The organism is Shinella sp. GW835-FHT14H05, assembly GCF_058793575.1.
Window position 1 is genome coordinate 450,127 of the sequence record NZ_JBXAFY010000002.1, and the last position, 14,238, is coordinate 464,364.

Below are 14,238 nucleotides of genomic sequence, written 5' to 3' on the forward strand. Positions count from 1 at the left end.
GAAAGCCTAGCCCGATGGCGCCTCATGCAGCACAGATCCTGTTGACAAGCGCCGGCAGGAACTGGACCGGACTCGACGCCGATTTCCTGCATATCCCCCGCGGCCTGTCGCATGTGCCGGGCGGAAAACTGCACAGCCTGGGCATGCATTTCGGTCCGCCCGTCAAGGCCGATTGTTCGATCGGCGGCCGGCGCATGCGCCGGGCAGAAGCCGGGCGATATCGACATCGTTCCAGCGGGCATGGATGGTTCGTGGGAGGATGATGCCGACTGCCGGATCCTGCGACTAAGCCTCCACCCTTCGCTGCTTGATCAGGTTGCCGGGGAACTAGGACGCGACGCCGGCAAGATCGAGCTGCTGCCGAGATTTCAGGTTCGCGACGCCCGCCTGGAAGGCATTGGCCTTGCCATCAAGGCGGATCTCGAGGCCGACACGCCATCCGACCCTCTCTTCATCGATCTTCTCGCCAACGCGCTCGCCGTCCGGTTGATCGAGACCGCCAGCGGCGATTTTCGGGCGCGGGATGATCGCAGCGAGCCGAAACTCTCGGCGCGTCAGCTTCGCATGTTGACGGACTTCATCGAGGCCAATCTCGATCAACGACTCCGGCTTGCCGATCTGGCAGTGGTCGCAGGCGTCAGCGTCACGCGCCTGAAGACACTGTTTCGCAACAGCACTGGCGCCCCGGTGCATCAATATGTCATCCGCCGCCGCGCCGAATATGCGCGTGCCCTGATGGTCACAACAACGATGCCCGCAAGTGAGATCGCGGTCGCCGCCGGGTTCGCGCATCAAAGCCATATGACCTCGACAATGCGCCGGCTGCTCGGCCAGACCCCTGGCGAGATCACCCGGCAGGCGAACGAATTCCGCCCGAATCTGCAAAAATCCGCCTGAATCTGTGCGACGAATTCTGTACCGCTCCCTACTCCTTGCCCATCTTCAGCAAGGAAATGCACCATGTTTGCAATCGTCGGAGCCGCCGGTAAGGTCGGTTATTCTACATCATTGGCACTGCGCAAGGCCGGCATGCCCGTCCGGGCGATCCTGCGCGACGAGGCAAAGGCGGGCCGGCTCAGCGAAATCGGCTGCGATATCGCGCTCGCCGATCTGCAAGACCCCGCCGCCCTCGGTTGGGCGATCGCGAATGCGGATGCCGTGCAGGTCATTCTTCCGCCGCCGACGCAGGCCGAGGATGCACCTGGCGAGATGCGCCGCTCAATCGAAAGCATGGCCGTGGCGCTGGAGCGGGCGCGGCCGAAACGTGTCCTGGCGATTTCCGATTATGGCGCCCATATCGGCGACGATATCGGGATGCCCACCCTCTTTCGCATTTTCGAGGAGCGCCTTCGCAGGCTGGACATGCCGAAGATTTTCCTGCGATCGGCAGAACATATGGAAGGCTGGGGCACGTTCGTGCCAATGGCGATCACGACCGGCATCCTGCCCAGCCTGCACCACCCGGTCGAAATGGATTTTCCGACGGTTTCAGCGGCAGATGTCGGCTTGATGGCCGCGGACCTCCTGCTTCGCCCAAGCGTAGGATCCGACGTGCAGATCGTCCACGCCGAAGGGCCGCGTCGCTACAGCGCTGCCGATGTGGCCGCGGTTCTGAGTCAATTGCGCGGACGCACGATCACCGCACAAGCGCTGCCTCGTGCGCAATGGCAGGAAAGCCTGGAGCGGGTTGTGAGCGCAAGCACCACCAAGCTGCTGATCAACCTTTGCGACGCACATAACACAGGCGGTCTCATCGACGTCGAGCCCGGCATGGGCGAGGTTCGGCATGGCACCACCACATTGATCGACGCGCTACGGCCACTGGTCCCGGCTGCAGTGAATCTCGAATGAAATCCAGCCGCGCGCGATCGACAGACAAAAAAAAGCTCCGGTTGTGATCCGCGAGCTGCTTTCCCCTGGCCCTTTAGCCCGCGTCGGGAAGAAGCTTCTCGATCTTGCCGATCAGCCGCGGCAGGTCGATCGGCTTGGTGTCGAAGTCGTCACAGCCGGCTTCGCGGGCGCGGGCTTCGTCGACGCTCATGGCGTGGGCGGTGAGGGCGATGATGGGCAGGCTGGTGCCGGCGGGGCCGCTGCGGATGCGGCGTGTCGCCTCGCAGCCGTCTATGCCGGGCAGGCCGATGTCCATCAGGACGAGGTCGGGGGCGTCGGCTTCCGCCCGCGCGACGGCCTCTTCGCCGTCATGGGCAAAGATGACCTCGTAGCCCCGGCGTTCCAGCCGGCGCGAGAGCATGTCGCGGTTCATTTCATTGTCTTCGACAAGCAGGATCTTCACCATCTTTATGGATTCCCGGTCCCTTTCGGCGCACCCGAGATGATGACGTCGCGAAGCGCCTGCGTGAGTTCGATATGCGCGCCCTTGCCCTTGCCGATGATCTGCGTCGTGCGGGCACTGAGCAGATCGCGTTCCGCATTGGAAAGATGTTTGGCGGTAACGACGAGGACCGGCACGGCGTTCCATTCCTCCCGGTCGCGGAGCGCTGCGAGGAACTCGAAGCCGTTCATTTCCGGCATCTGCAGGTCGAGCAGGATGGCGATCGGCGGTTCGTTGGCGGCAAGCCAGGCCATGCCCTGGCGACCGTTCTCCGTCAGCGCGACGGCGCGCCCGAGCCGCTCGACCGTTCGCTGGATGAGAAGACGCGTAGCCTGGTCGTCCTCGACGACGAGCACCGTGCCGCCCTGGCTGCCGCCGGTGATACGGGCGATGAAATCGCTGAGTTCGCCGCGGTCGACCGGCTTCGTGAGCATGGCGGCGGCGCCGAGCGTGAAGCCGAGCGCCTTCTCGTTGCTGATGCTGACGATGACGACGGGGATGGCGGCGAGCTCCGGATCGGATTTCAGCGCGACGAGCACCGACCATCCGTCCATCTGCGGCATCAGGATATCGAGCGTGATGGCGGCCGGGCGGTGTTTGCGCGCCATTTCCAGCGCCTGTTCCCCGGCGCCGGCATAGAGCACGCGGTAGCCCTCGCGCTTCAGGTGCGAGCCGATGATGTTCAGCGACGCCTCGTCGTCATCGACGACGAGCACGGCGGGCCGTTCGCTCTGCTCCGGCTTCGCTATCGACGGATCGTCGCCCTCGGTCGTCTCCGCGCCTGCCGCCGCCTCTTCCGGATCGGGCAGGACGAAGATGAAGCGCGAGCCCTCGCCCGGCCGGCTTTCGACCGTCAGGTCGCCCCCGAGCATCTGCGCGAAACTGCGGCTGATCGCGAGACCCAGCCCGGTGCCGCCGAACTTGCGGGAGGTGGAGCTGTCGGCCTGGGAAAACGCCTGGAAGAGCCGGCCGAGCTGTTCCTCGTTCATGCCGATGCCGGTATCCGTGACGGTCATCACCAGCAGACGATCCGCGCCGTTGCCCTGTCGCGCGACGCCGAGCGAAACAGTGCCCTTTTCGGTGAACTTGCAGGCATTGCTCAGAAGATTAAGCAGCGCCTGCTTGACCTTGGTGACGTCCGTCTCGATCGTGCCGATATCGCTGGGGCAATGGACCACGAATTCGTTGTCGTTCTTGGCGGCGAGCGGGCGGATCAGCGAGGCCACATCGTTCATCAGCGCGCCGATATCGAAGCGCTCGCGGTAGACCTCCATGCGGCCGGCCTCGATCTTCGACAGGTCGAGGATGCCGTTGATGAGGCCGAGCAGGTGGTTGCCGGCGCTCTCGATCTTCTTGAGGTCAGGCAGCGATTCGGTCTGGCCGGTGTCCTCGGCATCCTCCTGGAGGATCTGCGCATAGCCGATGATGGCATTGAGCGGCGTGCGTAGCTCGTGGCTCATATTGGCGAGGAATTCCGATTTCACCTGCGTCGCCCGCTGCGCCTCGTCGCGCGCGAGTTCCAGCTCGTGCTGGCGCTGGCGCAGCTCGGTGATGTCGACATAGACGACAGTGAAGCCGCCCTCATGGGTGCGCCGCTCGCTGACCTGCATCCAGCGGCCATCCTTAAAGGGGGTAACACGGGTGGCGCTGTGATCGTGCAGGGAGAGCCGCGAGGCGAGCCAGTCATCGAAGGGCCGGTCGAGCTCGACGATGTGGCGTCCGGCCGCCTCGATGACGTCGCGGAAGGTCGACGTGCCGGCGATCATCTCGTTGTGGACGGGGTGCATGTCGCGAAACCGCTGGTTCATGATCAGCAGGCGCTCGTCGGGGCCGTAGAGCGTGAACCCTTCGGCGATGCTCTCTATGGCATCAACAAGGGTTTTCCGCTGGTGTTCGGCCTCCCGGGTCAGGCGGTCGCGCTCGCCCTGGTTCTCCTTGAGGAGTTGCAGGGCCTCGCTGACCTTGCCGAGTTCATCGCCGCCGGCCGGAGGCACGACGACCTGGGCGTCACCGGCGGTCAGCCCGCGTACGGCCGAAACGATCTCGCCGAGCGGTTTCAGGATCGAGCCGAGGATGACGACGGTCAGCGCGGTGCCGATGATGGCGGCGATGGCCGAGAGCAGCGAGGCGACATTGGAGGCCCGCTCGAACTGCCGCAGGATGTTGGCGCGCGCGGTGCCGGACTGGCGGGCGAGATCGGCCTGGAGGGCCGCAAGATTTTCCTCGACGCTGATGCCGTAGCGCCGCGCCTCGGCGAAGCGGGTGTTGCCGATCACGCGCTGATCGTCGGTATAGGCTTCGACCGCCTGGTTGGCGAGCGCATCGAAGCGGTCGACCCCCTCACGTATAGCCGCCGCCTCGGTCGGCCGGTGCTCGGCCAGCCTGTCGAGCCGTTCGCGAAGGCGGGTGCGGGCTTCCTCGGCGCGGGTTTCGGCCAGCGTGAGGAGGCTGACGGCGAGGTCGGTCTGCCAGTAGCGCAGGCTGTTGAAGGCTTCGCGCACATCATCGGACAGCGTGCTGATCTGGGCGATGCGATTCGCCTCGTCGCCCGATTCCAGCGCGCGAAACAGTTCGCCGCGGGTGAACAGGCTGCTGCCGAGCATTGCGAGAAGCAGCACCGCCGCGAGGATGATCAGCCGCAGCCGGATCGACAGGCGCCGCGGCGAGAAAATGGAGGCGCTGCTCATTGCGGAATGAGCCCGATGCTGATCACGCCGCCGAGATCGCCCTCATGCGCGCCTTCTTTCGGGTAGCCGGTGATGTCGAGTTCGCCGGCCGGGTCGCCGTGACAGGTGAGACAGGACGGCACGTAATATTCGGGCACCATGATGCGTGCCCTCTCCTGGCCGTCCGCCGAAACCAGCGCCGAATAGATCTGCCCCTTCGGCCAGTCGGCGGCTTCCAGATAATCGCGGATCGCGGCCGCCTCGAAGGCGTCCGGGCGTGCCTTGCGGTTGCGGATCAACACGGGCGGCGCGGTGAACTTCATGCTCGCCTCCTCGCCGACGCGGGCCTGGAAGGCCTCGGTGACCAGGCGTGTGAAGGTGGCGGGGATGAAGCCCTTGAAGCCTTCGCCCTCGGCGTTGATCGTCGCCTGGTTGGCGTCCATCACTTCGACCACGGCATCCATCTGCGCCCGGATGAGCCGCCCCTCATAGGAGGCCGGATCGATAGTGTTCGGGTCGCGGCCGGTGGCCTGCGTGTAATTGGCGATGGCCTTTTCCAAGACGGCCGCACCCGACAAGCCCTTGTCGCCCAGCGCCGGATCGTTGATCCGCTCCTGGTTGACGGAAATCACCGAGCGCGCCGATTGCAGCATGGTCGCGAGGCTGCGCGCGATCGCAAGGTCGGCCGGCGCCGCCTCAGTAGCGGCGGCGCTCCCGGACAGCATCTGGAGAACCAAGAGCGCGGCCAGGCCGCATTTCATGAACGAGACCATGACCACACCTCCTCCAGCATGCTGCAAAGATAGCGGAATTAAGCTCCCCGGCAACCGGCAATTGATTCGATCAGAAACGGATTTCGAGCAGCGAGAAGTCGTCCGGCAGCGGGCCTTCCGCGTTGAACGAACGCACCCAGGCGAGAACGCCCTTGGGACCGCATCCTTCCTTCTCCGCGTGCTCGGCCAGCGCCTCGACGCTCAGCATCTCGTCGCCGGGACCATTCACCTCAAATGTTCCATCACTTATAACGAGCAACCGGTCGCCCGGGAAAACACGCGTGACGTCGCTGTCGTAGTCCATTTCCGAAAGCGCGCCGATCGCGACGCCGCCGACGGTGATGAGCAGTTCGCGCGACGGCGTGCCTTCCGGCCGGTTCTCACCGCGCAGCAGGATCGACGGCGGATGGCCGCCTGTCGCATAGCGCAACTCGCCGGTGCTCGCCTTGTAGACGCCGTACCAGATGGTGAAAAACATGTTGTTCTGCTTTTCCATCGGGAACGTATCGTTGAGCGCCTTCAGGACCGTGGAGGGATCGCGGAAATCCGCATTCGACAGAGCTGACGCCCTCAACACATTGATAACAGTGACGGAAAGCAGAGCGGCGCCGACACCGTGGCCGCAGACATCCAGCAGGTAGATGGCGAAATGGTCGTGGTCGATCTGATGGTAGCCGAAGGAATCGCCGCCGAGTTCGGTGGAGGGCACCAGTAGCCAGTCTGTCGCGGGGGCGGCAATGCGCTTGTCGGGCAGGATGGAGAAGACGTAGCGGCCGGCATCGTTCAGTTCCTCGTCGAGTCGCGCCTGCGTTCGCTCCAGCAGCAGATTCTGTTCAGCGAGTTGGTCTTCCACGGCCTCGCCATGTTCGATCATCGCCTCGTAGAGAAGCTTCAGGTCGTCATATTCCTCCTGGAGCTGCGCGAAATCGAGGCGCACCCGGGCAAGTTCCGCGGCGTCATCGCCCGCAGGGGTTGCTGAAGAAGCAACGGTTGAGTTTGACAAATCCTTCATGATTGTATGGAAAGCTTTCTTCTTGAGTTCGGAGGGGACGGCGCAACCCGCGATATCATATCGCTAACGTCGATCTCCGCTGGCTGCCATGCGCATCGCCCGCACTTCGGACATTACATAGTTTAGGTTTTTCCTGAAAGATATGTAAGCGCGCGGCCGTGATGCCCCCTTACGAAATCATGAGGCAGGGGCGAATGGATCTGGGTGCAGGGCAGACGGAGGCAGGCGAATTCACGCTGCTTCTGGAATTCGATATGGATATGGCTGGATTCACCTCAAACTGGTCATATTGCGACCGGCTGTCGACCTATTTCGCGCGCATGATCAGTCACAACCGTAGTGATTCGCTGCTTTACTCCAATCTTTTCTCCTCGGCGCTCAACGAGCTTCTGGAAACCGTGTACCGTCTCCATGCACCGACCGGCAGCTTCGTTTGCTCCGTTTCGCGCAATGGCGCGAAAGACCGGATCGCCCTCACCATTCCGGTCGATACGGAAACAGAAGGTTTTTATCGGGATGCGGTCGTCGTCCTCAACGGTGGCGACGTTTCGCCGCGCTACCACAACGCGCTGTTTTCCGACGGGCCGTTGCAGCCGAATATCGGCCTGCTCGAACTCGCAGTCGACTACGCCGCCCGCTTCTCCATTGAACCAGCCGACGGAAACGCCATCCGTCTCATCGCCGAACTCACGCTCGAGGCCAGTGCACCATGATCGCCGAAAAGCTTGTCCAGACCTACAAGGTTTCCTTCGACCAGAACAACCAGGAGCTCGCACTTGCAGGCTCGATGCGGCCGCAGCGCGCCGCCGAGATGGCCGATTGCGTCAAGCTTCTGGAAACGTCGCTCGCCTCGATCAGGGGAACGTTCTACGTCAACGTGAAACGCCTCGTGCGCCTCAACAACGTGGCATTCCATTCGCTTGCGGGTGCCTTGCTGAAAGCGGCGGAAGAACGGCCGGACATCAAGATCACCATCATCACGTCGAGCGTGATCGGCTGGTCAACGAAGAAATTCGGTACACTCACGGCGAAGAACCCGAAAATCGTCGTCGAGGAATATGACAGCGAGTTCTATCCCGGCCAGGCTTTCCTCGAAGAAGGCGGCTTTGTGCCGGTGCTACGCACCCAGACGAAGCTCACCTGGAAGCACGAACGCGCCATCTTGCCGCGTCATGGGCTGGAGCCCGGCATGACCATGGCCGACATTTGCTGCGGCATCGGCGACTTCGCGGTGCTGGTCGCCAAGGAGTTTTCGCCGTCGCGCATCGTGGCACTCGACCATTCCAAGTCGAGCCTCGCCTATGCCCGCCAGGTCGCCAGTGAATTCGACATCGGCGGCATCGAGTATATCTACGGCGACGCTGCCGAGATGCTGCTGGAAGACGGCCAGTTCGATTTCGTTTCTTGCCGCCACGCACTGCAGATCTTCAACAAGCCGGAAATGATCGTCAATGAGCTCGTGCGCATCTGCAAGCCGGGCGGCCGTGTCTACGTCACCAACGAAAAAATCTCCCAGTGCCTCGGCGAACCGCGCGGTCCCTCCATCGAGTGGACCTACGAACAACTCTCGAAACTCTTCGCGGATTTCGACATGGACCTCGAATTCGGTCCGAAGAGCTACCAGGCCCTGCAACGTGCCGGTCTTGAGGACCTTCGCATCGAAAGCTTCATGGTGACCAACCGCGACGGGGACGCACAAGCCTTCGCTGACATGATCATGGCGTGGGAAGAAATGTTCGCAGGCGGCATGTCGGAAAAACGCGGTGATGACGCCGCCTTCGTCGAAAAATTCCGCCGCGGCTTCGAAGATCACATTGCTGCTGCCCTTCATCCCGGCGGTTATGCCGGCTGGCCCGTCTGGGTGGCATCTGGACGCAAGCCGCGATGAGCGAGATTGCAGGGACACCACCCTCGCGTTGGGGATTTTCACTGACGTCGTTCCGCGCGAAATTCGTGCTGGTCGTCGGCGGCGCCGTGCTGGTGGACCTGTTGGTTGCCGGCGGCATCGCGCTATGGAACGTCAATCGCCTCTCCACCAATGCGATGGACGAGGTCGGTCGCGGTCTCGAAAAGGCGAACATCGAATATCTGCAGAACTATCTCGAGACGACGGTCGAGCGCACCGACCTCCTGCTCGACCGCTACCATGCGGAAGTGACCGGCCTTGCCGGGTCGATGCAGACGTTCATCGACAATCCTGCGCTGTCCGACAAGCTTGGCCAGCAGCTTCAAACCGATGGTGTGACCACCCCGCTCACCTATAACCAGGCGGGCAATTGGTGGCAGAACCAGGCAGGCGAGGCTTCGGCCGTCACCGTCTGGGGTTATCTGCTCGACGAGAACAAGCAGCCGACCCCGGAGGCGATGAAAACCGTGCGCGAAAGCGCCATTTTCAACCTCGTCGGCCCAAGCTTCCTTTCGGCCGGTCCGCCGAAATTGCAGATGTACTATATCGGCCCCCGCGCAAACCCGATCCTGCGCTCGACGCCCTACAACGACCAGGGCTCGGTCTTCGACAAGGTCTATCCGGGCCACAACGAGACGAATTGGTGGGACTTCTACTTCCCCGGCCTCTACGAGACGTGGCAGTCGTGGCTCGCCACGCCGACGGAGCGCCCCGTCGACAGCCAGATCACCATGCTGTCGCCCTATCTCGACGGCATCACGGGCAAGATCATCGTCAGCTTCTTCCAGCCGTTGGCGACACCCGACCGCAAGGACCTGAACGGCATCGTCGGCGTCGACCTGACGCTCGACCAGCTCGCCGATATCGTCAAGAGCGTCAAGATCGCAGAGACGGGCTTCGCGTTCCTCACCATGTCGAACGGCAACGTGCTTGCCGTCACCGAACAGGGCGAGAAGACGCTCGGCGTCAAGATAAACAATGAAAGCGGCTTCGACCGGCGGCTGGCGCACAGCAATCAGGCCGCCATCGCTTCGCTCGCCATGCCGTCAACAACCGAGACCGTGCTCACCAATGTGACGCTGAAGGAGAACGGTGAGGACGTGCCTTATGTCGTGTTGCTCAAGCAACTCGAGGCGGAGAACCTCTATACCGGCAAGGTCCCCGTCACCCGCGAAGTCATGTCGCTCGGCTTCATGGTTCCGGAACACGAGATCTATGCCTCGCTGATTGCAGCCAAGCAGGGCATTTCCGACGAGACGCGCCAGGTCGTAACTTGGCAGATCGGCACCGTCATCCTTTCACTGCTGGTCGTTCTCAGCGCCGTCTTCGCGATTTCCGGCCGAATCACCGCCGGCCTTCGGGCACTGGTCGAGGCGGCTCAGCGCTTGCAGAACAAGGATTACTCCGTCCGTGTGGCCATTCCCGCGCGCGACGAGGTGGCCGCGGTCGGCATCGCCTTCAACCGCATGGCGGAAGAGATCAGCTACCACACGGAAAATCTTGAAAACCTGGTGGCTGTGCGCACGAAAGCGCTCGAAACCGCCAATGGCGAAATCAACGCGCTGAATGCCAAGCTGAAGAGCGAGAATCTGCGGCTTGGCGCCGAGCTCGACGTCGCGCGGCAGATCCAGATGATGGTGCTGCCGCGGCGCGACGAGCTCGACGAGATCAAGGGCATCGACGTTTCCGGCTACATGGAGCCGGCTGACGAGGTGGGCGGCGACTATTTCGACGTGCTGCACGACGATCGGCGCATGAAGGTCGGCATCGGCGACGTGACGGGCCACGGGCTCGAAAGCGGCGTGTTGATGCTGATGGTGCAGTCGGTGGCGCGCGCGCTCCAGGAACAGGGCGACGAGAACCCGCGCGAATTCCTGGAAGTCCTCAATCGCGCCGTCTTCAAGAACATCCAGCGCACCAAGACCGACAAACATCTTTCGCTCGCCTTCCTCGACTACGCAGATCGCAAGATGACCCTGTCGGGCCAGCACGAGGAAGTGCTCGTGCTGCGCGACAATGACGAGGTCGAGCGCATCGATACCGTCGACCTCGGCTTCCCGATCGGCCTTGAAAGTGACATCGGCCCATTCATCTCCACGCATGAATTCCCGTTCGATACCGGCGATGTCATCGTGTTGCATACGGACGGTGTTACCGAGGCGGAAAGCCCCGGGGGCGAACTCTTCGGGTTCGACCGGCTGTGCGAGAGCGCCAAGAAACGCCGCAGGGAAACCGCCGACGAGATCAAGGATGGCATCATCGCGGATCTCATGGCGCATATCGGCACGCAGAAAATCCACGACGACATCACGCTCGTCGTCATGAAACACAGGTAAGGTCATGGAAGCCACATTCGGACAGGTGGAATTCACCAATGGCGCCGGCGCGCTGAAGAACCGCATCCGTCTTGCCGACGGTCCGCTCGACCTCACCTGGCAGCATTGCGGCGTTACCTCGGAGTTCCTGGGCGACTTCTTCGCCCTGCAACGGGTGGAGAAGGGCGGCGACTATAACGAAGCGCGTCACTCGATCGGCTACCTGACGAACGAGCTTTTGGAAAACGCGCTGAAATTCCGCCATGGTAACGGCATCACGCTGGAAGCCTCGCTTGACGGCGCCTCCTTTGAGATCCGTATTAGCAACGTGATTACCCAGGAGACGGCCGGAAAATTCCAGGCGCTGCTCGCCGAACTGACGACGCGCGATCCGGGCGAGCTTCTCATCGAACGCATCGAAGAAAATGCGGAGAACATGAATTCGAGTGGCTCGGGCCTTGGCCTGCTCACCTTAATGAGCGACTATGGCGCGCGTCTCGGCTGGCGTTTTCAACCGGCGACTGAGCCGGATACAATGCGCCTCGAAACCTACGCCGCCCTCGAGATCGTTTGAGCAGATATTACCGGGAGTTGATTGTAAAAAATGGAAATCAAGACAAACGAATATAGGGTCTGGAGCGAGGGTTCGGCGATCCATTACGAAGGCACGATGCGCCTTTCCGGTACGGAAGCCTATGCGCCCATCCTCGACCTCATGAAACAGGTGCTGGACGAGAAGCCGGAGAGCATCACGCTCGATTTGTCCGGGCTCGAATTTCTGAACTCCTCCGGCATCAACCTGCTCGCGAAATTCACCATCGACGTGCGCAAGCAGCCGGGCACCGGCCTGATGGTCAAGGGCAGCACGCAGATTCCGTGGCAGTCGAAATCCCTGCCGAACCTCAAGAAGCTGCATCCCGCCGTCAACCTGGTAATCGCCTGACCGCCAGCAGCCGCACGAAATCTGCGGCGGACGGACGTTTCGCCGCTTCCTCCAACCCGGCCCGCAGCAGACGCAGCAGGTCGGGCTCGTCGTGTTCCAGGGCATCCGGAACCGCGAATGCCGGCTGTTCTCCGGCGATCCGCCGGCACACCACAGCTTCCGCATCGCCGGAATAGGGTTTCTGCCCCGTCAGCAGGAACAGGCCGAGGGCTGCGAGCGACCATAGGTCCGCTTCCGGCCCGACGGCTCCGCCCGTAAGCTGCTCGGGCGCCATCCAGGCCGGCGTGCCGGAAAGCTCTTCACGCTGGAGATCGTCGCCGGGCGTTCCGGCAATGCCGAAATCGATAAGCACCGGCATCTCGCCGCGAAATAGCACATGCGCGGGCTTCACATCGCGATGCACCACGCCCCGAGCGTGGATGTAGGCAAGCGCATCGGCCAGGCGAGAAAGCAATGCCGCGACCACGGAAGGCACGACCGGCGGCTCCGGCAGCGCGTCTTCCAGCGCTTCGAAGGCGATCCAGTTTTCGCCCTCGCCAAGAAGTCGCGGCAGCGCGGGATGCGGCAGGAGATGCGTGAACCGGCGCTCCCGCTCGAACCGGCGCAGGGCCCCGGTGTCCTGCACCTCCACCACCCGCTTGACGACGACGGGCGTGCCCTCCCCGATCCGCGACCGGTAGACCAGGACGGGGCCACGCCCGCGCAGCACCTCCCCAACCGGCGGCACGCCGTCGCCCATGGCGCTAGATCGCGCCGACCCGCCGCCACATCGGCAGGGCCACGGCAATGATCATTTCGACATTCTCCCGGATGACGCGCAGCGCCTGCGCATCGTCCTCGATCGGCACGCCGCCGTTGCGCAGACGGTCGCCGCGCTCCTGCAACAGGGCGTGAATGGCAGTTGTCACCGCGTCGGCCTCCGGCTCGGCGCCATCGACCAGCACCTCGTAGGCCAGCATTTCGAACAGGCGCACTGTGATACCGGAGCCAAGACCGGCGGCGGCCAGCGCGCAGACGGCACGCGCCTCGTCGGCGCAGATGCGCAGGTGGGCGCGGTTGTAACGCCGTACCGAGGCCACCCCCTCCTCCGTCACAGCATTCGGCAGTGCCATCGCCTGGCGCGAGCCGATCAGCATACCCAGTACCTCGCGCTCAGTAGCGCTCGAACCGTCCGCCTCCGGCAGGCTCCTGAGTTCACCGATCGTCATCGGGCGTGCGACAAGGGCATCCAGGGCTGGGCGGTAGAAACTCTCATTGAGAGCCGCCTCACCGACAGGCACCTTCACTGCCAGCTTGATCTCAGACGGTGGCACGACGAGGCAGAGCCCGCGGGCCGCAAGCCGCTGCTCCAACCGCCGTGGCGCGATTGGTCGGGCACCGCGCATGTAAATGTCGCGGCGGAAGCTGCGGACAAGGAAAAAATCCCTGGCGGTTTCGGCATAGGCCTCAGGGAAACCCTCGACGAGACTGCGCTGTTCGGCAGTCATGGAAAGGTCCGGATAGTTCTCGAAGAGATTGGCGGTCGCAGCGAAGGAAAGTTTCGCCTCCGCCAGATCCCGCGCAACGTCGATCTGGTAGCAGGGCGCCCAATGCGCGTTCAAATATTCGTGGCTGAGGTAAGCGGTGCCATCCGCCCGCTCCGTATCCAGCCGGTCGAGCATGTCGATCGAGATCATGTCGGCGCCGGCGGCGGAAAAGGCGCGCGCCATGTCGAGCCCGCGCAGCACGCGCCGGTCACTGCGATCATTGTCGAGCGATGCCGTGAGGCTGACCAGCCGCTGCATCGGCATCGACGACGTCCAGCGTGGCAGGGCATTATAAGTGACATAGAGCAGCCCGCCGGGCTTCAGGTAACGCGCGGCAAAGCGAACGATATGGCCACGGTTTTCCGTGCTGACCCAACTCCAGACGCCGTGCAGCGCGATATAGTCGAACATCGGCAGGCCAGCGTAACCGCCATCGGCGAGGTCTTCGAAGGACGCTTCTTCCAGGCGAATGTTGCCTACCCCGCCGGCGTCAGCAAGAGCGCGGCCTCTTGCGATATGGGCCGGGTTGAAATCGAAGCCCCAGACGCTGCTTTGCGGATTGGCCGCGGCGATCGTCAGCGCGGTCTCGCCGACCCCGCAACCCAGCTCGCAATAGGCGAAGGGCGCGCCCTCCTCGACCGGCGGCTCGATGCCGCGCAACAGGCATGCCACATCCATATGTGCTGGCGTCTGCTCGACATAAAATCCGGGCAGATATTCGATGTCGGAGACGTAGCCGTTGGTCCAGTCGTTCATGAAAAATCC

Annotated in this window: 13 protein-coding genes; 7 read left to right on the plus strand and 6 right to left on the minus strand. The window is 63.0% G+C overall.

Translation table 11 applies throughout. The features are described from left to right. Positions 1–111: 111 nt before the first annotated feature. On the plus strand, positions 112–897 hold the full coding sequence (locus tag AC1Q6Z_RS09550; RefSeq protein ID WP_492647602.1) for a helix-turn-helix transcriptional regulator: 786 nt from the start codon (positions 112–114) through the stop codon (positions 895–897). A 63-nt stretch (positions 898–960) separates the two neighbouring features. Further along, a complete protein-coding gene (locus AC1Q6Z_RS09555) occupies positions 961–1,851 on the plus strand; it encodes an NmrA family NAD(P)-binding protein (protein WP_492647603.1) in 891 nt (296 codons plus the stop codon). A gap of 73 nt (positions 1,852–1,924) precedes the next feature. On the opposite strand, the gene AC1Q6Z_RS09560 is transcribed toward AC1Q6Z_RS09555, so the two are convergent. The 4 genes from AC1Q6Z_RS09560 to AC1Q6Z_RS09575 form a co-directional block, all read right to left on the minus strand. Further along, complete coding sequence (locus AC1Q6Z_RS09560) at positions 1,925–2,296, minus strand: response regulator (RefSeq protein WP_492647604.1); 372 nt, start codon at positions 2,294–2,296, stop codon at positions 1,925–1,927. Positions 2,297–2,298: 2 nt separating this feature from the next. Then, entirely contained in the window at positions 2,299–5,019 is a 2,721-nt protein-coding gene (locus AC1Q6Z_RS09565; protein WP_492647605.1) for a response regulator, read from the minus strand. Next, positions 5,016–5,771: a Tll0287-like domain-containing protein gene (locus AC1Q6Z_RS09570; RefSeq protein WP_492647606.1), complete on the minus strand. Its 756-nt coding sequence runs from the start codon at positions 5,769–5,771 to the stop codon at positions 5,016–5,018. Before AC1Q6Z_RS09570 ends, AC1Q6Z_RS09565 begins: the two co-directional genes overlap by 4 nt. Positions 5,772–5,841: 70 nt before the next feature. Then, positions 5,842–6,708: a PP2C family protein-serine/threonine phosphatase gene (locus AC1Q6Z_RS09575; RefSeq protein WP_439615444.1), complete on the minus strand. Its 867-nt coding sequence runs from the start codon at positions 6,706–6,708 to the stop codon at positions 5,842–5,844. Positions 6,709–6,977: 269 nt separating this feature from the next. Here AC1Q6Z_RS09575 and AC1Q6Z_RS09580 point away from each other — a divergent pair, with 269 nt between their 5' ends. The 5 genes from AC1Q6Z_RS09580 to AC1Q6Z_RS09600 are packed head-to-tail and all read left to right on the plus strand — an operon-like array spanning position 6,978 to position 11,947. Further along, complete coding sequence (locus AC1Q6Z_RS09580; protein ID WP_435264638.1) at positions 6,978–7,496, plus strand: ubiquinone biosynthesis methyltransferase UbiE; 519 nt, start codon at positions 6,978–6,980, stop codon at positions 7,494–7,496. After that, positions 7,493–8,671 (plus strand): methyltransferase domain-containing protein, encoded by a 1,179-nt coding sequence (locus AC1Q6Z_RS09585; protein WP_256114917.1) that lies wholly within the window; start codon positions 7,493–7,495, stop codon positions 8,669–8,671. The genes AC1Q6Z_RS09580 and AC1Q6Z_RS09585 overlap by 4 nt, the downstream gene beginning before the upstream one ends. Then, entirely contained in the window at positions 8,668–11,025 is a 2,358-nt protein-coding gene (locus AC1Q6Z_RS09590; RefSeq protein ID WP_256114918.1) for a SpoIIE family protein phosphatase, read from the plus strand. The genes AC1Q6Z_RS09585 and AC1Q6Z_RS09590 overlap by 4 nt, the downstream gene beginning before the upstream one ends. A gap of 4 nt (positions 11,026–11,029) precedes the next feature. Further along, the gene (locus AC1Q6Z_RS09595; RefSeq protein ID WP_256114919.1) at positions 11,030–11,578 is read left to right on the plus strand and encodes a slr1658 superfamily regulator; all 549 of its coding nucleotides are present in this window, start codon (positions 11,030–11,032) and stop codon (positions 11,576–11,578) included. 30 nt (positions 11,579–11,608) lie between these two features. Beyond that, the gene (locus tag AC1Q6Z_RS09600; RefSeq protein WP_256114921.1) at positions 11,609–11,947 is read left to right on the plus strand and encodes a slr1659 superfamily regulator; all 339 of its coding nucleotides are present in this window, start codon (positions 11,609–11,611) and stop codon (positions 11,945–11,947) included. Here AC1Q6Z_RS09600 and AC1Q6Z_RS09605 read toward each other — a convergent pair. Beyond that, complete coding sequence (locus tag AC1Q6Z_RS09605; protein WP_492647607.1) at positions 11,928–12,686, minus strand: protein kinase domain-containing protein; 759 nt, start codon at positions 12,684–12,686, stop codon at positions 11,928–11,930. The two genes, AC1Q6Z_RS09600 and AC1Q6Z_RS09605, sit on opposite strands and share 20 nt — an antisense overlap. Positions 12,687–12,690: 4 nt before the next feature. After that, positions 12,691–14,229 carry a class I SAM-dependent methyltransferase gene (locus tag AC1Q6Z_RS09610; protein ID WP_492647608.1) on the minus strand — a complete coding sequence of 513 codons (1,539 nt, stop codon included), beginning with the start codon at positions 14,227–14,229 and terminating at the stop codon, positions 12,691–12,693. Positions 14,230–14,238: the final 9 nt, after the last annotated feature.